This window comes from Mucilaginibacter sp. (genome assembly GCF_039207105.1).
Taxonomy (GTDB): domain Bacteria; phylum Bacteroidota; class Bacteroidia; order Sphingobacteriales; family Sphingobacteriaceae; genus Mucilaginibacter.
Genome location: NZ_JBCECK010000038.1, coordinates 22,180 through 41,087 on the forward strand (window position 1 = coordinate 22,180; position 18,908 = coordinate 41,087).

Sequence of the window (18,908 nt, forward strand, 5' to 3'; positions counted from 1 at the left end):
GTTAGTTGAGTTTGAGTATCTTATATAATTTTATCCTGATCCTGTTTAAAAAAACAATCCTTTTCCACTCGTGCACGGTGCCGTGTGCATCGGCTGCCCATATTTTTTGATGGTCTTCTTCCCACCGGGCCTTCATTTCTGGCGAATGGGTTTTGGCCTGATCGTGTACGTTGGCTACCGAAAGTGGTTCTTTGATCAATGCCCTGCTGTGGCCTTTCACTAGTCTGAGCCAAAGTTCATAATCCAATGAACAATGCAACTCTTCCCAAACCGGTTCATGAATGCGCGCACTCCAAAAAGCAGACGGCTGCATGAGGGTAGGGATTTTAATAAAATAATCAATAAAGGGCAACACTTTGGTTGTTGTCATTTGGCCCGATAGCACGTTGTATTGGTTCCCGTAGCCATACACAAAATCAACTTTGATGCTTATAAATTTGGTTATCACCTTATAAAAAACGTCTTTAATGTAATAGTCATCGCTGTTTATCCAGGCATGATAAGTACCCGATGAAAGGCTAAAGCCCAGGTTAATAGCATTACTTTGCCCGCCATCTTTTTCGCTTTGGTGGTAACTTAGCCAGGACGCATACTTTTCGAGGATCTGTTTGGAACCATCGTTGCTACCGCCGTCTATAATGATATATTCCAGATTGGGGTAATTTTGCAAAAGCACCGACCTGATGGTTTGCTCCAAGAATTCGACCTGGTTGTAAGAAGGGGTTACTATGGTAAGCTTCGGCCAGTTTATTTCAGGATCATAAATTACCGGATCAGTTTCCTGGCCCCATGGCCAGCCTGTTTTACCGGCAGGTGGATCAGGGAGTTGCCCAAGCAAGCCGTCTGCATCGGCCGGTACTACTGTTAGCGGCAGTGCTATCCCTTTGCTGGCAAAACTATTCCGGTATTTATTCAGATCAGGAAGGTTCATTTGCCTGTGTTATTGTTGAAGCAATGAAGCATGTATTTTTTTAACGTTACGCGGTCAATTAACCGAAGCAGTTTTGGGTGTGCTGCTTTAAGCATTTTATACTGCAATGGGTTAAACAAGCTGCTGCCGGCAATGCGGTAAATTAAACGGATGCCCCGGGCGTGTTTTTTAAGATGATTATCAATCCATAAAAACTTTTCGGGATTTAGTGTCCGTTCAATGTTGATCAGTTCCATGAACCGGTTTACATTATTGTCGTTTGATTTTTGATCGCCATGCACGCGGTACACGGCGTAATATTTTGCCGAAGGGATAAAGTTTACTCCTTTTGATTGGGCACGGGCATACCATTCCCAGTCGAAACCAAAATGCAGGTCTTCCCTTAACGGACCAGTAAGTTCAAAGGCCCGTTTTGTCCAAAAGCTACTGGGCTGTACAATATAATCGCCCTGCTTTATATCCCAGTTTTTAAACGGATCAAAATAGCTGCCATATGTTTGATTGTCTTTTTCATTCAGGTGGATGCAATTGCCAAACACTAAATCCAAGCCATTTGCGGCAAGCCTGCTGCCAATATCAAGCAGTGTTCCGGGCAGGTAATAATCGTCAGAATTCAGCCAGCATAATATATCGCCGGTGGCGCGGGCAAAGCCCTTATTAATGGCATGGCTTTGGCCTGCATCTTGCTCGCTCAACCAATAAGTGATATGATCTTCATATTTTTTAATCACATCCACGGTATTATCGGTGCTGCCGCCATCAATAATGATATACTCCAGGTTAGGGTATTGCTGCCCAATTACTGACAGGATGGTTTGCTCAATAAAAGCGCCCTGGTTGTATGATGGGGTTATAACAGATATTTTGGGGAAAGACATGTACTGCTTAATTAATTATCTGAACAAACCGCGGAGCAGTTTTTTTACCTTTTTGATAAAAATGTTCAAAGGTTTTTTATCTGCGTAAAACGCCCTGATGACCTGCCAGTCGTTACCCATTGGTTTTTCATTGATATCAACCCTTTCACCTATAAACCGGTATCCATCTCTTTTAGCCGGGAAGGGCGAACCTGAAAAAAACTCGTCATGAATGGTTGCCGAATCCCGGAACCGGTTATAGATCTGGTTCAGAAATACCTGGTCGCTGCCGTAGCCGAGTTCTTTTTCGGTACAATTTGCAGCAATCAGTTCTTTCATGTTAACCAGGCCGCCCTTAATGCCCCACATCCCACCTAAAATATAATGGGGGGTATTATCTACAGGGTCGAGGTGATAGGGGTGATCGCGCATAATATGGATGGTGCTATCATTTGCTATCCACTCATCCACTGCCAGCCGCTCCCGTTTGGATAGCCTGGAATCGCTGTCGCGGAAAATAACGCGATTGCAGCTGGGTAAATCGACAGCCAAAAAACGCCAGAACATACCGTAAATGCCGCCTGTCATATTAACAGTAAGCGCACCCGCCGCCCGGATCTGATCCAGCGATTGGACAGGAACCGTATCATCATAATAAACTACAACCTGCCAGCCAGGATAAATGGCATTTGCCTGAGCTATGTTACGCAGCATGCCGGTGTTGTAAAGCGGATTATTTCCCCAGAGGCTGTAAGCGATGTAATTTGTTTCGGGGTGATCCATAAATTAAGTTTAACCGTGCTTTTTTTTGAACATAAACGCCGGCGGAAAGCTGATTGACAACATCATGAACAGGAGGCCTACAACACTGCTGTTCAAACCTGTTTTCAGTGCTCTTTTTGCAATAAACGGGATTTTTTCCTGCAGCATGCGTTGATGATAAAGCTGGTCATCGGTGCTTAGCAAGGCTTTGTGGTAGTTTTTACAGATCACATATAAACTTGCAACAAGCATTGCAGCTCTTTTGGCCGACATAGCATTGTCATGCACCCGGTATTTGAACAGGCGTTGTCCAAGCCCTAAAAAAATGCCTCCTGCGCGGCAGGCCCTCAGCCAGTAATCCCAGTCTTCATTGCCATAAACAATGGGTGTGGTATCCTGCCAGCCTATCTGCATCAAAAATGCCTGCCTCATCATTACCGAAAGCACCGGAATATAGTTGTGCTTCATTAGTACAGGGTACAAGTCCTGGCCGGTATAAAAGCCGCTTAAACTATCGTAAGGTTTTAATTCACCTTCGTGGCCGGTCAGGTAGTAGCCTGATGTGAAAATTACATCAAGCGGTATTTGATGGCTGGCTGCTGCATCTATCTGGACTTCCAGCTTATCACTCATCCACAGGTCGTCAGCATCTAAAAATGCTATCCATGTGCCGGTGGCGAGCCTGAAACCGGTATTCCGGGCAGCTCCAAGCCGCTGGTTTTCTTGGTAATGATAAATTATCCTGCTATCCTGATCTTGAAAACTCTTTATGATTGATACAGTATCATCAGTAGAGCCATCGTCAATAACAATGAGTTCCCAGTTGTGGTAGGTTTGCTGCAGTACAGATTCAATGGAATCTTTGATAAATGCCGAAGCGTTGTATGCCGGCATGATGATACTGATCAGGTCCTGCTGCTTGGTCAAATTTTAATCCAGTTGTTGGGCACTATATTTCCGGCCTGATTGATGGCGCTGCTATCCGCAAACCACTTTTCGGGGGCGATAACAATTTTTTCGTGGGCAGGGTTTAACCAGGCTGCCCACCAGCTGAAAGAGCTATTGGCTACAACCTGGTGGTTGCAACTGCTCATCAACGCCAGATCTACCCAATCCTGTTCGCCAACGTCGGTAAAGGTTATTCGATCCTTTAAAAAGGCAAAGTTTTCCCGGCACCATGGCATATCATCAGAGAAAATGAAATAATGTGCATGAGCTGTGACGCTGTCAACGTATGCAATGGCCTTTGTATAATATGAAAGCGGTAACACGCCGTGATAAGCAGCTATTTCGGGTTTTAAATAATCGCCATGTCTTACGTGAATTGCTACCGATGTTTTACGTGCTTTTATATTGTTCATCATTAGCGCCGGTTTTCCTTGCAATTCAGAAAAACTAAATTCACGAAGCAACAGCGGCCTGATGTGATTAAAGTATTTCTCGCTTTGAAAATAACCATCCAAATAAACAGCGCCTTTCCTTTTTAAATTAAGATGAGTGGCAGGCGAGGTGCCATGATCGTTAATTGTTTTAGAACCGGGCCACAGCAGCTTTTTTAAAAGCCGATAGCCCAAACCTCTGTCCATGATTATTTTCCGGCGGAAAGGTTTGAGCACTTTAACGCTGATGTTCTTAAATACATCCAGCCTGTATTTTCGGCTGGTAAAAGCATCTGTTGAGGTTGTGTTATTTTTTAGGAAGGAAAGATCAACGGCAATAATTTCATCAGGCGAGCAGGCACGCGCCGCTGCATATTGAAACATCTGGTTACCTAAGCCTCCCTGTAGTTTGGTAATGATCATTAAGCCGGGTTAGTTTCCCATGCGTCTTTCCTCAAAAAAATTGTGTTGATATAGGTATCGGCATAAATGATATAACCACACGATACAATAAAATCAATAAGCGCCTTATTCTTAACACCTTTACGTGAGGTTGAGAAAGAAATGGTTTCAACACACATTACAATCGGGTATTTTTTTGAGTAGTTTATTGATTTAATAATCAGCTCATCAATCCCTTCAGCATCTAAATTTAAAAACTGGGGAAACACGCCATGATTAATTTTTTCGATGATATGATGAAGCGAGTTTATTTTGGTTTTAATTACCCCGGTAATCTTGTAATCGCCTTCATGGATATAATTTTCGGCCTCCTGCTTTGAAAACGTGTTTAATGTTGGTGATGAAATAAGATAAAAATCGGCTTCGCCTTCAGTTTCACCAACGCCGATATTTAAGTTGATGTCTTTTTTCCGGTATTTGGTAAACCGTTTAAATAGCAAAGGGTCGGGTTCGATATTGATGCCCCTGCTGCCCGATTGATAAAACAATGCGGTATTGCTCAGGTAAAAAGGATGGTGCGCACCGATATCAATGTATGATGGATTTTTGATTTGTAATTCATCAAAGATGAACCTCACTATCAAATCTTCACCGGATTGTGAATACGAGGGCTTTTGATATAACCGATTTTTAGAGACAGTTAAGCTTCTTGACCGATAGTATATATTCAATATCCTATGCTTTAAGCCGGATAAATTCATGACGATGATGTAAGGTTTTTAAAACTGGCTTTTATTTTTTTAAGGGATAGTAATAATTTAAAGGCAAAAGGGATTTTACCCTGATAACCTGCTGTCCTTATTTCCTTAATGTTTGATACTTTGAACCGGTGTATGAGGTGCAGCAGAAAAACAGCGAAGTTGAACTTTTCAGAAACAGACAACCGAGGGTACAGTTTGTGGTATAAATAAAAGTTTTCAAATATTTCTGTTGCCGCGTTGTTATAGCTAATAGAAGTTACTGTGTGATCTGCATCTGTAACTATCGTCATCAGGTTTTCATTAATATGATAAAACCCGTTTTTTTTTAGAAGGTAACTGATGTAAAAATCTACATCAACCAGCCATTTAAGCTTTTTGTCAAATTTAAGGTTTGTGTTTTTTCGATACAATGTCATGCTTGGGGCACCTATAAAATTTCCGAGAAACAGTACTTCCGGGCTCTTAGCAAGCTTTTGCAGGTTACTTTCGCCGGGGAAGTGAAAACCGTTTTTTTCGCTATTTGCAAAAACAACATTGGCATTTGAGAAAACAAACGATGTCTGGAAATCTTCAATTGCATCAACAAATAGCTTAAGGCTATCAACGGTGCTAAACCAATCATCATGATGCATTATCTTGATATACTCCCCTGTAGCTTTACTGATGCATTGGTTCCAGTTTTCGGGCGACCCTAATGTAACTTCATTTTTATAATACCTGATCCTGGAATCGGGTTGAAATGAATCAACCAGTTCTTTTACTATAGCCGAAGGTGAATCATCTGTTATGACAACTTCAAAATCAGTAAACGACTGGCTGAATATGGATTGTAAAGTACATTGCAGGTAATGGGTATGGTTATAAGCCGGTATACAAATTGAAACCAGTGGCATTTTAATTCAGCCTTTTTAAATATCCATTTACGTTAAACGTGGCATTTTTCCCAAATAGATCGCACCACTTCCTGTCAACTTCAAAGTTTTTATTTGATTGTAAAAATTCACGGATAGCCCTTAACGGCCCCCCGCCATACTGTAGTTCAAAGCCTAATGCGTTAACTATGCCATCCTCCACAATTAAATAGGAGTTTTTGGTTATCAAAGGCGCAAATTTATTTAATGCGGCAAGGGTATTTTGGTAAGTATGAGACGAATCTTCGATAATCAGTACACTGCCGTATCCCTCAGCCAGGCTTGTATCGTAGTTTTCCCAGCCGTCGGTAAATAGCTTTATTCTTGGATGCAGGGCAAGCACCGGATCTGATTGTTTAATTACATCAATAGTATGCAGCAGGCCATGACCGATACTTTCCATCAGGTCTGCAATATATAGAGCACCGCCACCGTTGTTTGTGCCAATTTCAATTACCAGATCAGGTTTTAGTTCACAAATGATCATCTGATAAATAACGTAATCAAAGGGGCAGCGGATGGCTTTAATACCTTTATAACTAACCTTGTGATGACCGTCACTTATGGATTTTACGCTTATTTCAATTTTTTCGTCTGCTGGTGTTTTTTTAAAGAATCGTCTGAGCATGTGGGTCTGAATTAAGAAGTTTTATCTGAGGTCCATTGTAAAAATGGGCGTAACAGACCCGGAAGCCCTCCCCTGTATTCTCCGCGAGTGGGATTATTGTCAGTTTTGTCTACCATGTTAAAAGCAATAATATCAGCTTCCTGAAAATGAATGCTGAAAGGGTTATGCGTTACCATTCCGGCACCGATGATAATTGTCCCTTCAGAAAACGTATTGCCCGGCACACATACCCGCGATTCATAATAACCGGGATCTAATCTTTGATTATAAATGGCGTTAGTGGTCATGTGCGAGTCGAATAAGTTTACCCCGTTGGCGTTCAGGAAATTTAAGGCCGGCGTTAATCTGTGCCCCGCTTGTATGATCTGATATTTTAAGGTGATAAAAACAGGCTCGGTTACATCAAAAACTTCTTTTACCAGCCCCGCCGAATCCATCGCCTGAACCATTAATAATTTTACAATATCATTTCCAGGCGGCGAGCCATTTTCCCAGCTCCTGTAGGCCGTTGTGCCAAAATCTGATCTTAAATAGCTGTCAACTATCTTATTTGTTAATCCAAAATCAGTCAAAAAACCTTTTTTTAAGAGTATGGCATGTGTACAAAGCCTGGTTACTGCATCCATATTATGGCTAACAAACAAAACGGTTCTGCCTTCGCCTTTACTCACATCGCTCATCTTGCCCAGGCATTTTTTCTGAAATTCGGCATCGCCAACGGCCAGCACCTCGTCCACAATTAATATTTCCGATTCTAAATGTGCAGCTACTGCAAATGCCAAACGTACATACATGCCCGATGAGTAGCGTTTAACCGGGGTATCTATATAACGTTCAACGCCCGAAAAATCTACTATCTCATCAAATTTTCGTTTAATTTCGGCTTTGCGCATACCCAGTATCGTGCCATTAAGGTATATATTTTCGCGCCCCGTAAGTTCCGGGTGAAAGCCGGTGCCTACTTCAAGTAAGCTGGCTATCCTGCCTTTTAGCTTTACCGAACCGGTAGTAGGGGAGGTAACGCGGCTCAGGATTTTGAGCAGGGTACTTTTGCCCGCCCCGTTACGGCCTATGATACCCACGGCATCGCCTTGTTCAACTTCAAAATTGATATTGTTTAAACTCCATACCACATCGCTTTCGCCCTTTGTGGCGCGGTCGTTTACTTCGCCTATTTTCAAAAATGGATCTTCCTTTCCGCGCATCCGCGCCCAAAAGCGTTCCAGGTCGCGGGAGATGGTGCCTGTTCCAAAATCGCCTAACTGGTAGGCTTTTGAAAGGTTTTCAACTTTTATTGCCTTGCTCATTTATTCAAATTCATAGCTTCGCCCCGTCAGTCCCAATTTTTTAAGTTCGGACCGCTAATGTTTAACAAGTTGGCTATTCCATAAGTAATTTAAGTCATCACCGCAGGAGGCTATACGCTATAAAGTTATTATTTTAGTTTATTTTAAGCTCCGTCATATTGAGATTATTCTAAAAATTCTTTTAAAAGTTGAAAGTTATTTTGTGGACATGCTATCCATTCTTGAAAATAATATTTACCGATTACCTAATGTAGAATATCCAACAGTGGGATTGCAACCATCAATATTGCCCAACGGAACTTAATAAAAAGCAAAACACTTGAACGTCAGAAGTTTTCTAAATATGACTCTTTTAATGAATTATGGTAGTGTGGATACCTAACAGCTTGAAATGTCGACCCCAAAAATATACCGTTTCTCTTTTTCAGGCAGAAAATGACGAGGTAAACACAGTAAAAATCAAAGAAAGTGTTGTACCTGTAAAAAAATCAGGCTTTTAGGACTAAACCTAAAAGCCTGATAATCAATTTGTGGAGAATATCGGAGTCGAACCGATGACCTCTTGCATGCCATGCAAGCGCTCTAGCCAGCTGAGCTAATCCCCCGTTGCGGGCTGCAAATATATCATATTAACCAATAAAATAAAACTCTCTTTGAGAATTTATAGCATTTATTTGATATTTGATTAATTTATAAATAATGTATGGCTTAAATATCGCACCTGCCCCCAAGGCCAATTTAAGTTACCGATCATTAATCTGACCCTTAATTCAAAACATTTTTTTAGTTTAGTAACCCTAAATACTTTGCATGAATATAGATAATTGCAGAATTTGCGGGAACGCATTTACTCAAAAATTTGATTTTAAAGAGATGATGTTTGGTTTTCGGGACCGGTTTGATTACGCAACTTGCGGTAATTGCGGTGCTTTACAAATCCTTAGCATCCCCTCCAATATCGATAAGTATTATCCATCTGATTACGTATCCTTTATTCAATCAACACTGCCATTGAAAAGGCAACCGTTATTAAAACGATTAGTTAGCGATCTAAGACTAAAACGAAAATACAGAATTTCAAATAGTCATTTACTTGATTACCTAAGGCCAATAAAAGCGAAACCCAGCGCAAAGATCCTTGATATTGGATGCGGAAAAGGAGCACTTATTTGCGCGCTATTTAATCTGGGCTTTGAAAATATAACCGGGGTTGATAAATTTATCCCAAAAGAGGTAGACCACGGATATGGAGTTAAAGTTTTAAAAAAAGACCTAACCGAACTACCTGCCAATAGTTATGACTTATTAATAATGCACCATGTTTTAGAACATGTGGATAACCAAATAGCCGAACTAAAAAACTGTCACAAACTATTGAAAAAGAACGGTATCCTCATGGTTAGTATTCCACTATTAGGAAAGGCCTGGGAAATTTACAAGGATAATTGGGTACAATTGGACGCCCCGCGTCATTACGTATTGCATACGATGAAAAGCATTTCGCTTTTAGCAGAAAGAACCGGCTTCAAAATTGGTCAAACAATATTTGACTCTACTGCTTTTCAGTTTTTGGGCAGTGAGCTATATAAAAAAGACATACCACTCACAGATCCGGAAACTCATGAATGGATTACCTTCGATAAATATTTTACGGCAGAAGAAATAGCGAAATTCGAAAAACAAGCTCAAACGTTAAATGCTGCTCAGCAGGGCGATGCCGCAAGGTTTTATCTGTACAAGCTTTAGTACTTTACGTATAACTTCTAAAACTTTCTATAGCCAAACACTCAATTAAACAATGGAGAATATAATTGTTTTTACCATTTAGGTAACCTTATAAAATAAGTAAAGCCCCTGATGGGCAGGGGCCTTTACTAACCAATTATAAACCTAAATTATGAGAAGACTTTTTTGTGTTTTTTATTATGGTGTAAAAGTAACACTAAGTTTTCAAATCACCATAAATTATTTTGTAATTTTTTTGTAACATTTATCAAATAACACCACATCGGCTATTTGACCATCAAAACTACTAATAAAAATTTAACAATATGGTAATTTTTCAAAATCAACATTATATTACCTATAAAGAACAGATCATTTGTTAAATTATCTCAATAAAGCACTTTTATTTTAACATTTTTATAAAATTCAGTTAATTTAAAGCCAAAAAAAATTCAAAAAGCTTATAAAAAAGCAAATAAATTGCAAATAGCATTAAAAAAACAACATAATCACTTAAAAATAGTTATAAAACAAAAATACTACTCCATAATTGAAACAAATTACTTAAGTAAGTATAATTATTTATCAAAATATAAAACTCCCGAATTTGGTTCTTATTGTTATTGTGTGAGAAAAATTACTTAAAACAGGCATCATTTTAAAAATGCTTTGTCACTTTTGCAGCAGATTTATATACAAAAGGCAATGACCACTACCACGGCTACTAAAACTCATCCGCATTTAACGCAGTTTACTTTATGGATCATGACCATAGCAACCGCATTGGTTGTGGCCAATATATATTATAACCAGCCCCTATTGGCCGATATCGCGCATACTTTTCGCATATCTGATAAAGATGCTCAGCAGCTTTCTTTATTTACACAAATAGGTTATGCCTGTGGTTTATTATTCATTGTTCCGATGGGTGATATGGTAAAACGCAAGCGACTTATATTGATAGACTTTGTTTTGATGATCATATCGCTGCTCATCAGTGCCGTTGCTCCCTCTATCCTGGTATTAACTATAGCTGGTTTTTTACTGGGCTTATCGTCAATAATACCTCAGCTATTAATACCTATGGCGGCCCATTTGGCACAACCGCACGAGCGAGGCAAAAAATTGGGCTTCATCATGAGCGGCCTACTTATCGGTATATTATTATCACGTACCTTAAGTGGTTTTATCGGGGAGCATTTTGGCTGGCGATCTATGTATTATATAGCTACCGTCCTAATGGTAGCTATGTGGCTAATGATATTTTTCTTTTTACCTGAGGTTGAGCCCGATTACAAGGGCAACTACAAAAAGCTGATGCAATCACTTATCCATTTGATTAAAACACAGCCGAAGCTGCGCATGGCATCGTTCAGGGGTGCTTTGTGTTTCGCCGGGTTTAGCGCTTTCTGGACCACCCTGGTGTTCTTATTAAAACAACCGCAATTTAATGAGGGTAGTGCCGCCGCCGGTGCTTTTGGTCTGGTTGGCGCGTTTGGCGCTTTGGCTGCCGGGTTGATGGGCCGTTTAAGCGATAAGATGGATGCCTTTAAACTATCGGGCTACACCTTGTTGCTGGTAGTAATATCTTATGTGATATTCTATTTTTCGAGTCATAGCATGGTTGGGCTTATTGTGGGCGTAATTATTTTAGATATGGGAGTACAGGCGACGCACATTTCTAACCAGTCTATCATCTTCGCGCTGATACCTGAGGCCCGTAACCGGTTAAATACCGTGTACATGGTGTCTTATTTTATAGGCGGTGCCTCCGGAACCTTTCTGGCCAGTATGCTTTGGACCAACTTTGAGTGGACAGGTGTTTGTGTTATAGGCGGCGGTTTAGCCGTTGTAGCACTCATCGTACACTTGTTTAGCCACCATAAAACTGTACGAAAATAGTACTACTGTACGGCTACTGACCGCTTTTGTATAGCATCCTGAATATTGAATTTTATACATCTGTATATAAAAACCGAATTTTTATTTAGTATAAAAACCTGCCGGGAGGCAGGTTTTTTCATGTTGCTGCAATATTTTTCACATACTTCTGTGACTTTTTTTACTCCATTTAATTTTTTGGCATTGATTTGGAATAGTACTTATCAAACGTAACTGTTATGGAAACTAAAAAGAAAGCAACGGTTAAGGAAGATGAAAAAGAATGGGAGAACCCGGTTGAACCCACCAAAACATCAGACGAACGTGACGAAGAACAGTTATTAAGGCAGTACAAGGAAGCTAAACGCCGGAAAGATAACCTGACTGAGGACGAAGACACTGAAACAAAACATTAAGAAATTTAAAACATACAAAACACAAAACTATGAAAGCCTCTAAAAAACCATCTATCAGCAAATTAGTAGCAAGCTTTGATAATCAGCTTAAAAAAATAATTATGAATGATTTGAAAGCTATAAAAGCTAAGACTCCGTTTTTGTCAACTGCCGCTTAATACAAAAATTACCTATAAACTACCACATATATGAAAACCACTAAAACACCATCTGCAAGTAAATTGGTTGCCCGCTTTGACACCGAATTGAAAAATATTTTATTGGAAGATCTTAAAAATTTCAGAGCGAAAAATAAAGTAATGAACATCAATCCTCAGACTGCCGATACTGAAACACGTTCTGCAGCCTGATCAACATATACATCACACACCTATGAAAACGATAGAGCCCTGTACCAGCAGGGCTTTATTTGTTTTTAGCATATTTGATGATCAGATCGGCTGTTTTTGCTGATGCTCCCGGCTCACCCATTCGTTCGTCAAGTTCGGTATAATTAGCCAGCATGGTATCCCGGTAATCCGTATCATTTAATATCAGATCAAGCTCTGCATTAATTTTTGCGGAGGTGCAGCTTTCCTGTATCAGCTCTTTGATCACCTCCCTACCCATGATCAGGTTAACCAGCGACAGGAACTCCACTTTGATCACCATACGACCTACGGCTATAGTAAGCGGATTTGCCCTGTAAACAACTACCTGCGGTACCTGAAACAGGGCTGTTTCTAAAGTGGCGGTACCCGAAGCCACAACGGCCGCTTCAGCATGGCTCAATAAATTATAGGTAGCGTTAAATATTATAGGGATGTTTTTATCCCCCATAAACTGTTTGTAGTAATCTATCTGAAATGATGGCGCTCCGGCAATTACTACCTGATGACCGGGAAACCTATCGGCCACTTCCATCATACAGGGCAGCAAATTACTAATCTCCTGTTTGCGACTTCCAGGCAGCAGGGCAATGATCTTTTTACCTGCAAGCCCTTGTTGCGGCAAAAAGTCAGGATCGGGTTTAAAGGCAGCTATGGCATCCAGCAGTGGATTGCCCACGTAATCAACCTCCATACCCCAGCTTTTATAAAAGTCAACCTCAAAAGGCAAGATACAATACAGGTGATCAACTATCTTTTTGATCTTAAGCACCCGCTTCTGGTTCCAGGCCCAAACCTTTGGCGATATATAATAATTTACATCCAGGCCAATAGTTTTGGCGTATGCAGCAATTTTAAGATTAAAACCCGGAATATCTATCAATATCAGCACATCAGGTTGCCAAGCCTTAATATCATCCTTACATTGATGAATATTTTTGAGAATGGCCCGCAAATGAACAATTACCTCTATCAAGCCCATGAAAGCCATTTCGCGGTAGTGTTTTACCAGCGTACCCCCTTCGGCCAGCATCAGATCGCCGCCAAAAAAACGAAACTCCGCTTCAGGGTCACGTTCTTTCAGTGCTTTCATCAAATTAGCCCCGTGCAAATCGCCCGAAGCCTCGCCGGCTACCAGGTAATATCTCATCGTATAGGTTGTAATTTAAATACAAACACAGCTATCAAAAATATAAACGACACAGCAATGATGCCGGTGGCTATTTTATCCATGCCTTTCCGGGCGCAATAGCGCATGATCAGTAAATTAAAAAAAACAGCTGCCATGTACGGCACACCGGGCTTGTTGAGTATTACAAATTCCCCTTTTAATATGTACAGAAAAATGAACAATGATATTGCCGGCAATATCAACCCGATCATAATGCCCCTGGTTATGGTATTAACTTTAAACATTAAACTTCCAGTTGTTTAAATAAGGGATGGCATGATGAGCCGTCATATCAAACTGCACAGGCACTACTGATGCGTAATTATGCTCCAGCGCGTAAACATCGGTATCCTCGCCGTGGTCATTTAACTGAAAAACACCGGTGAGCCAATAGTACGGGCGTTTATGCGGATCAACCCGCTCGTCAAACTCCTCGGCCCATTTGGCCGCCGCCTGCCGGCAAACTTTGATACCCTTGATGTTATTGGTATTGGGGAAATTTACATTAAGCAAAGTAGCCTGCGGTAAGCCATTGGTCAAAACCTGTTGTGCCAGTTCTTTAACGTATTTAATGCAATGGCTAAAATCGGCCTGCATGGTAAAATCATCTAACGAAAACCCGATAGACGGAATACCTTCGATAGCGCCTTCCACAGCCGCCGACATGGTGCCGGAGTATAATATATTGATAGAATTATTTAAACCATGATTAATACCTGATACACACAGATCGGGCTTTTGACCTTTGAATATTTTATTCACAGCCAGCTTTACACAGTCAACCGGGGTACCTGAGCAGCGGTACATCTCAATGCCTTCGTATATTTCTTCCTTGTCTAACCGCAATGGTTTACCAATAGTAATGGCATGCCCCATGCCCGATTGCGGGCTATCTGGTGCTACCACCACTACTCGGCCTATCTCGGTCATAGCATCCATCAAGGCTTTTATACCGGGGGCCGTTATACCATCATCATTAACAACAAGTATGGTTGGCTTAGTATTTTTCATTAGGCGAAAATACTTATATTTTGGTTGATATAGGAGATTAAAAGAAAGGCGCAAAGGGCTATACCATCACGTTATTGACGCGTTTTTAAATCTGTCTGAAAACTTACGAAGTTTTGAAAACTTCGTAAGTTTAGAAATAACGAGGAGATATCCCCTACGCACGCTGGTTGGGCGCTTAAGATTTCTCCTTATGGTCGAAATGACAATTAAATTGAGTTAATAAAGAAACTTTTTACTCCTCTGTCAGAATCGTAAACTCAAAAGCCAGCGGTTCAAAGTTCCGCACAAGTTCATCGATAAAGGTTTGGCCCCATTTTACGTACATCAACCCGAAGTTCTCTGTCCGTTCCTGTAGGCTGTCTTTAGGGAAAAGTTCAGCTTTAATAGCTGATAGCTGCTCTAACCTTACCTCATAATTGCGCTTTTCGGCACGGATCAATTTCTTCTCCAGGTTATCAACTGCATGTTTAAGGCGTGCCTGTACAGCCGCGGCAGATGGTGATAGTGTAGGATCGATCTTGTAAGAGCGTAGTTTTATTTTTTCGAATACACAGGTCAGCTCCCGCCATTCTTCTTCGAGCGACAGGTTATGCTCACTATGTTTTTTGATCCATTCGGTTTGCAGAGCATCGCTTTGCTTAAAAAGCTCGGCTACTTCAAGGTCCATGCGTTGAACTTTGGCAGCTTGTTCTTTACGTACTACAAGAGCCGAGTTTCGTAGAATTAGTATAGGAAAATCAACTTTGTAAAAATCAAAGTTAGCTTTAAGCTCCAGCCAGTACACCACTTCGGCACCGCCACCTATATAAGCTATATTCGGTAAAATACACTCCTGGTACAGCGGGCGCATTACCACATTAGGACTAAAACGCTCGGGATAAGTTGCAATCTCTTGTTTCAGTTCAGCTTCGGTAAAGCTGATATCCGTATTCATTACCTGGTAGTTATCCTGCTCAAAAACTATACGTTCACGAAGCTGATCTTTTAGATAAAAAAAGTTGATCTCGCGCGGATTTACCTGTATGTGCACACCCAACTGGTGCAGTTGCTGGTTGGTAGCATTGATATTTTTAAAGCTGTTTTGGCCTATGATGTCCTGCTCCATGATCGGGGCAAATTGCTCCTTAAACTCATGATCATCGGCATCAATAATTACCAGGCCATAGCTGCCAAACAGGGCGTTAACCAGGTAACGGGTGGCATCAGCCAGCTTATCAAAAGCGGTATATGCAGTTTCCACAATTTCAGCCAGTTCCTGCGAGTAACCCTCCATGCCTAATACCCCCTTGTACTGGTTAAGGGCCTGACGCATGGTATCGGGGTTTATACGCCCTGTAGCACCCGAAGCCTCGTACCACCAATGCACTTTTTTGCCACCAATATTGGTATAATTGATCTCGGCAAAGTCATGATCTTCACTGGCCATCCAGTAAACTGGTACAAAGTTTTTATCGGGATGAGCGGCTTTCAGTTGCTGAGCCAATTTAATAGCTGTAGCAATTTTATAAAGAAAATAAAGGGGACCGGCAAAAATATTCAGCTGGTGACCGGTAGTAATGGTATAAGTATTATCGAGTTTTAAAAGATCGATGTTTTGAGATACAAGAGGTTGTACGTTATAAGTTGTACGTTTTACGTCAACCAATCCAACCTCTATACTTTCTGACTTCCGGACTTCCGGACTTTCAAACTCAAGCGCATATTGCTTAGTTAGCACCCGGTGCAATATCTCCCGATCGGCAATAACCTTCTTACTTTTCAACAGATCGGCAAAACCGTCCATATCTGGGCGGTAGCTGTAAAATGGTCTTAATTCGTTACGGTTCTCGATGTAATCAATTACCGTTGGCGAAAAAAATCCGGTGTTTTTATAACTTGTACAAGCAGCTTCCATCTTTAATTTGGATTTCGGATGTTCGATTTCGGATGTAAGCAAATCTACTTCGAACATCGGCTAAGCATCAAAATATTAAATGCCAATGTCGAAATTAGATTATAAATCTTAAATCACTTTATAACAAGCCACAAATTAGCATTATTTTACAATTTGTCCATAAAGGTCAAAATCCTCGGCGCTGTTAACTTTCACATTTACAAAGCTTCCGATTGTTGCATAATCAATGCTGGCGTCAATCAACACCTCGTTATCCACCTCTGGCGAATCAAATTCGGTACGGCCTACAAAGTAATCGCCATCTTTTTTATCAACCAATACCTTAAAGGTTTGGCCAACTTTTTCCTGGTTTTTATCAAACGAGATCCCTTGTTGAATTTCCATAATAGCGTCAGCGCGTTCCTGTTTCACTTCATCGGGCACATCATCAACTAAAGAATGAGCATGTGTTTTCTCTTCGTGTGAGTAGGTAAAGCAGCCCAGACGGTCAAATTGGGTATCTTCAACCCATTGTGCCATTTCTTCAAAATCCTGCTGGGTTTCGCCGGGATAGCCGGTTATTAAAGTGGTACGCATGGCAATACCCGGCACTTTATCACGTATCTGGTTTACCAGATCAATAGTTTTTTGTTTGGTGATACCACGACGCATAGATTTCAGCATATTATCGCTGATGTGCTGCAAAGGCATATCCATGTATTTGCAAATATTATCGCGCTCGTTCATCACATCCAATATCTCCATCGGGAAACCTGATGGATAAGCATATTGCAGCCTGATCCACTCCACACCGTTCACATCGCTCAGGCGGCGCAGTAATTCATCAAGGTTACGTTTGCCGTACAGATCCAGGCCATAATAGGTTAGGTCCTGAGCAATCAGTATCAGTTCTTTAGTTCCATTTTTAACCAATGCCTGGGCATCTTTAACCAACTGATCTATCGGTGTGCTCAGGTGCTTACCGCGCATTAGCGGGATAGCGCAAAAGGAGCATGGACGGTTACAACCTTCGGCAATTTTAAAATATGCAAAGTGAGATGGTGTGGTCAACAAACGCTCACCAATAAGCTCGTGTTTATAATCAGCCCCTACAGAATGTAACAAGTTTTGCAGATCATTGGTGCCGAAATAGGCATCCACGTTAGTGATCTCTGCTTCCAGCTCAGGTTTGTAACGCTCACTCAGGCAGCCGGTAACAATTATTTTACCTACCTTGCCCTGGTCTTTAAGCTCGCTGTATTGTAATATGGTATCGATAGATTCCTGTTTGGCGTTGTCAATAAAGCCGCAGGTATTAATAACGATGATATCATTTTTGCCTACCTTATCGGCCTCATGCACTACATCAAACTGGTTGCCTTTCAACTGACCCATCAATATTTCAGAGTCGTATATATTTTTTGAACAGCCCAAAGTAACCACGTTAACACGCGGTTTAGCAATTTTGGCCGGACGAATTATTTCTTTAGTTTTCATAACACACTAATCATTGCAATAACCATATTGTCATTGCGAGGAACGAAGCAATCGCGAACTATATAGGGGTGATTTGCAAGAAGAGATTGCTTCGTCGTTCCTTCTCGCAATGATATATTTATTATTCCTTAAATAAGCTATTTACAAATGCCTGCCTGTCAAACAGCTGCAAATGATCCATACCTTCGCCAACACCTATATATTTTACCGGGATCTTGAACTGGTCAGATATCCCGATTACTACACCACCTTTAGCAGTACCATCAAGCTTGGTTAAGGCCAGGGCGTTAACCGCGGTAGCTTCGGTAAATTGCTTGCATTGCTCAATGGCATTTTGCCCTGTCGAGGCGTCAAGTACCAGCAACACCTCATGAGGCGCACCAGGAATTACCTTTTGCATTACATTCTTGATCTTGGTAAGCTCGTTCATGAGGCCTACCTTATTATGTAAACGGCCGGCAGTATCAATAATGGCTACATCATCGCCATTGGCTACAGCCGAGCGCAGGGTATCATAAGCCACCGAAGCCGGATCTGAGCCCATAGCTTGCGCTACCACCTTAACGCCAACACGCTCGCCCCATAGTTTGATCTGGTCAACAGCGGCAGCACGAAAGGTATCTGCAGCGCCTAAAACCACCTGGTTACCGGCCTGCTTTAATTTATGAGCCAGTTTGCCAATAGTAGTAGTTTTACCTACACCATTAACCCCAACCACCATAATTACATAGGGCTTGTGGTTACCATATTCAAAATTCCGGAAATCGTTGCTGTTGTTTTCGGCTAATAGCTGTTGAATTTCATCCTTTAATAAGGTGTTCAGTTCGCCGGTACCTACGTATTTATCGCGGGCCACACGGGCCTCAATGCGCTCAATTATTTTTAATGTAGTACTTACGCCAACATCAGATGTTACCAGCACCTCCTCCAACTCATCCAAAACATCATCGTCAACTGTCGATTTACCGGCAATTGCCTTCGTGATCTTGGAAAAAAAGCTGTCCTTGGTTTTTTCTAAACCGGTATCA

General features: G+C 41.2%; 20 protein-coding genes and 1 tRNA gene. 5 read left to right on the forward strand and 16 right to left on the reverse strand.

Going from position 1 to position 18,908, the window contains the following annotated elements:
• Window position 1: 1 nt before the first annotated feature.
• The 10 genes from AAGC65_RS10275 to AAGC65_RS10320 form a co-directional block, all read right to left on the reverse strand.
• A complete protein-coding gene (locus AAGC65_RS10275) occupies window positions 2–931 on the reverse strand; it encodes a glycosyltransferase family 2 protein (RefSeq protein WP_343112358.1) in 930 nt (309 codons plus the stop codon).
• A complete protein-coding gene (locus tag AAGC65_RS10280; RefSeq protein ID WP_343112359.1) occupies window positions 928–1,809 on the reverse strand; it encodes a glycosyltransferase family 2 protein in 882 nt (293 codons plus the stop codon). The genes AAGC65_RS10275 and AAGC65_RS10280 overlap by 4 nt, the downstream gene beginning before the upstream one ends.
• 15 nt (window positions 1,810–1,824) lie before the next feature.
• Window positions 1,825–2,571: a hypothetical protein gene (locus AAGC65_RS10285; protein WP_343112360.1), complete on the reverse strand. Its 747-nt coding sequence runs from the start codon at window positions 2,569–2,571 to the stop codon at window positions 1,825–1,827.
• Window positions 2,572–2,580: 9 nt separating this feature from the next.
• Window positions 2,581–3,477 carry a glycosyltransferase gene (locus tag AAGC65_RS10290; protein WP_343112361.1) on the reverse strand — a complete coding sequence of 299 codons (897 nt, stop codon included), beginning with the start codon at window positions 3,475–3,477 and terminating at the stop codon, window positions 2,581–2,583.
• Window positions 3,474–4,352, reverse strand: coding sequence for an alpha-1,2-fucosyltransferase (locus AAGC65_RS10295; protein WP_343112362.1), 879 nt, complete (start codon window positions 4,350–4,352; stop codon window positions 3,474–3,476). Before AAGC65_RS10295 ends, AAGC65_RS10290 begins: the two co-directional genes overlap by 4 nt.
• Complete coding sequence (locus AAGC65_RS10300) at window positions 4,352–4,969, reverse strand: FkbM family methyltransferase (protein WP_343112363.1); 618 nt, start codon at window positions 4,967–4,969, stop codon at window positions 4,352–4,354. The genes AAGC65_RS10295 and AAGC65_RS10300 overlap by 1 nt, the downstream gene beginning before the upstream one ends.
• A 119-nt stretch (window positions 4,970–5,088) precedes the next feature.
• Window positions 5,089–5,985, reverse strand: coding sequence for a glycosyltransferase family 2 protein (locus AAGC65_RS10305; RefSeq protein ID WP_343112364.1), 897 nt, complete (start codon window positions 5,983–5,985; stop codon window positions 5,089–5,091).
• Between the two features lies 1 nt (window position 5,986).
• Complete coding sequence (locus tag AAGC65_RS10310; protein WP_343112365.1) at window positions 5,987–6,631, reverse strand: CmcI family methyltransferase; 645 nt, start codon at window positions 6,629–6,631, stop codon at window positions 5,987–5,989.
• A gap of 11 nt (window positions 6,632–6,642) precedes the next feature.
• Window positions 6,643–7,938 carry a polysaccharide ABC transporter ATP-binding protein gene (locus AAGC65_RS10315; RefSeq protein ID WP_343112366.1) on the reverse strand — a complete coding sequence of 432 codons (1,296 nt, stop codon included), beginning with the start codon at window positions 7,936–7,938 and terminating at the stop codon, window positions 6,643–6,645.
• A gap of 531 nt (window positions 7,939–8,469) precedes the next feature.
• Window positions 8,470–8,543: transfer RNA gene (locus tag AAGC65_RS10320), tRNA-Ala, on the reverse strand.
• A gap of 205 nt (window positions 8,544–8,748) precedes the next feature.
• On the opposite strand from AAGC65_RS10320, the gene AAGC65_RS10325 reads away from it, so the two are divergent.
• The 5 genes from AAGC65_RS10325 to AAGC65_RS10345 all read left to right on the forward strand — a co-directional run bounded on the left by AAGC65_RS10325 (window position 8,749) and on the right by AAGC65_RS10345 (window position 12,310).
• Window positions 8,749–9,684, forward strand: coding sequence for a class I SAM-dependent methyltransferase (locus tag AAGC65_RS10325; RefSeq protein WP_343112367.1), 936 nt, complete (start codon window positions 8,749–8,751; stop codon window positions 9,682–9,684).
• Window positions 9,685–10,368: 684 nt separating this feature from the next.
• A complete protein-coding gene (locus AAGC65_RS10330) occupies window positions 10,369–11,565 on the forward strand; it encodes an MFS transporter (protein ID WP_343112368.1) in 1,197 nt (398 codons plus the stop codon).
• Window positions 11,566–11,783: 218 nt separating this feature from the next.
• The gene (locus AAGC65_RS10335) at window positions 11,784–11,960 is read left to right on the forward strand and encodes a hypothetical protein (RefSeq protein ID WP_343112369.1); all 177 of its coding nucleotides are present in this window, start codon (window positions 11,784–11,786) and stop codon (window positions 11,958–11,960) included.
• A 29-nt stretch (window positions 11,961–11,989) separates the two neighbouring features.
• Window positions 11,990–12,118, forward strand: a complete 129-nt coding sequence (locus tag AAGC65_RS10340) for a hypothetical protein (RefSeq protein WP_343112370.1) — start codon at window positions 11,990–11,992, stop codon at window positions 12,116–12,118.
• A gap of 30 nt (window positions 12,119–12,148) precedes the next feature.
• The gene (locus AAGC65_RS10345; protein ID WP_343112371.1) at window positions 12,149–12,310 is read left to right on the forward strand and encodes a hypothetical protein; all 162 of its coding nucleotides are present in this window, start codon (window positions 12,149–12,151) and stop codon (window positions 12,308–12,310) included.
• A 55-nt stretch (window positions 12,311–12,365) separates the two neighbouring features.
• Here AAGC65_RS10345 and lpxB read toward each other — a convergent pair whose 3' ends face one another.
• From lpxB to ftsY, 6 genes are all read right to left on the reverse strand, one after another.
• Window positions 12,366–13,478 (reverse strand): lipid-A-disaccharide synthase, encoded by a 1,113-nt coding sequence (lpxB, locus tag AAGC65_RS10350; RefSeq protein ID WP_343112372.1) that lies wholly within the window; start codon window positions 13,476–13,478, stop codon window positions 12,366–12,368.
• Window positions 13,475–13,744, reverse strand: a complete 270-nt coding sequence (locus AAGC65_RS10355) for a hypothetical protein (protein WP_343112373.1) — start codon at window positions 13,742–13,744, stop codon at window positions 13,475–13,477. Before AAGC65_RS10355 ends, lpxB begins: the two co-directional genes overlap by 4 nt.
• Window positions 13,737–14,510 (reverse strand): 5'/3'-nucleotidase SurE, encoded by a 774-nt coding sequence (gene surE, locus AAGC65_RS10360; protein ID WP_343112374.1) that lies wholly within the window; start codon window positions 14,508–14,510, stop codon window positions 13,737–13,739. Before surE ends, AAGC65_RS10355 begins: the two co-directional genes overlap by 8 nt.
• 232 nt (window positions 14,511–14,742) lie before the next feature.
• Complete coding sequence (gene bshC / locus AAGC65_RS10365) at window positions 14,743–16,461, reverse strand: bacillithiol biosynthesis cysteine-adding enzyme BshC (RefSeq protein WP_343112375.1); 1,719 nt, start codon at window positions 16,459–16,461, stop codon at window positions 14,743–14,745.
• A gap of 84 nt (window positions 16,462–16,545) precedes the next feature.
• Window positions 16,546–17,880 carry a 30S ribosomal protein S12 methylthiotransferase RimO gene (gene rimO / locus AAGC65_RS10370; protein ID WP_343112376.1) on the reverse strand — a complete coding sequence of 445 codons (1,335 nt, stop codon included), beginning with the start codon at window positions 17,878–17,880 and terminating at the stop codon, window positions 16,546–16,548.
• Between the two features lie 121 nt (window positions 17,881–18,001).
• Window positions 18,002–18,908: signal recognition particle-docking protein FtsY (gene ftsY, locus AAGC65_RS10375; RefSeq protein WP_343112377.1), on the reverse strand; the 907-nt coding region annotated here is incomplete at its 5' end.

Excerpts from the sequence above, each read along its gene's own strand:
- lpxB (WP_343112372.1), bottom strand. The coding sequence starts at position 13,478 with ATGAGATATTACCTGGTAGCCGGCGAGGCTTCGGGCGATTTGCACGGG.
- rimO (WP_343112376.1), bottom strand. The coding sequence starts at position 17,880 with ATGAAAACTAAAGAAATAATTCGTCCGGCCAAAATTGCTAAACCGCGT.
- surE (WP_343112374.1), bottom strand. The coding sequence starts at position 14,510 with ATGAAAAATACTAAGCCAACCATACTTGTTGTTAATGATGATGGTATA.
- AAGC65_RS10325 (WP_343112367.1), top strand. The coding sequence starts at position 8,749 with ATGAATATAGATAATTGCAGAATTTGCGGGAACGCATTTACTCAAAAA.
- AAGC65_RS10335 (WP_343112369.1), top strand. The coding sequence starts at position 11,784 with ATGGAAACTAAAAAGAAAGCAACGGTTAAGGAAGATGAAAAAGAATGG.
- AAGC65_RS10315 (WP_343112366.1), bottom strand. The coding sequence starts at position 7,938 with ATGAGCAAGGCAATAAAAGTTGAAAACCTTTCAAAAGCCTACCAGTTA.
- bshC (WP_343112375.1), bottom strand. The coding sequence starts at position 16,461 with ATGTTCGAAGTAGATTTGCTTACATCCGAAATCGAACATCCGAAATCC.
- AAGC65_RS10340 (WP_343112370.1), top strand. The coding sequence starts at position 11,990 with ATGAAAGCCTCTAAAAAACCATCTATCAGCAAATTAGTAGCAAGCTTT.
- AAGC65_RS10310 (WP_343112365.1), bottom strand. The coding sequence starts at position 6,631 with ATGCTCAGACGATTCTTTAAAAAAACACCAGCAGACGAAAAAATTGAA.
- AAGC65_RS10275 (WP_343112358.1), bottom strand. The coding sequence starts at position 931 with ATGAACCTTCCTGATCTGAATAAATACCGGAATAGTTTTGCCAGCAAA.
- AAGC65_RS10280 (WP_343112359.1), bottom strand. The coding sequence starts at position 1,809 with ATGTCTTTCCCCAAAATATCTGTTATAACCCCATCATACAACCAGGGC.
- AAGC65_RS10330 (WP_343112368.1), top strand. The coding sequence starts at position 10,369 with ATGACCACTACCACGGCTACTAAAACTCATCCGCATTTAACGCAGTTT.
- AAGC65_RS10355 (WP_343112373.1), bottom strand. The coding sequence starts at position 13,744 with ATGTTTAAAGTTAATACCATAACCAGGGGCATTATGATCGGGTTGATA.
- AAGC65_RS10345 (WP_343112371.1), top strand. The coding sequence starts at position 12,149 with ATGAAAACCACTAAAACACCATCTGCAAGTAAATTGGTTGCCCGCTTT.
- AAGC65_RS10295 (WP_343112362.1), bottom strand. The coding sequence starts at position 4,352 with ATGATCATTACCAAACTACAGGGAGGCTTAGGTAACCAGATGTTTCAA.
- AAGC65_RS10305 (WP_343112364.1), bottom strand. The coding sequence starts at position 5,985 with ATGCCACTGGTTTCAATTTGTATACCGGCTTATAACCATACCCATTAC.
- AAGC65_RS10285 (WP_343112360.1), bottom strand. The coding sequence starts at position 2,571 with ATGGATCACCCCGAAACAAATTACATCGCTTACAGCCTCTGGGGAAAT.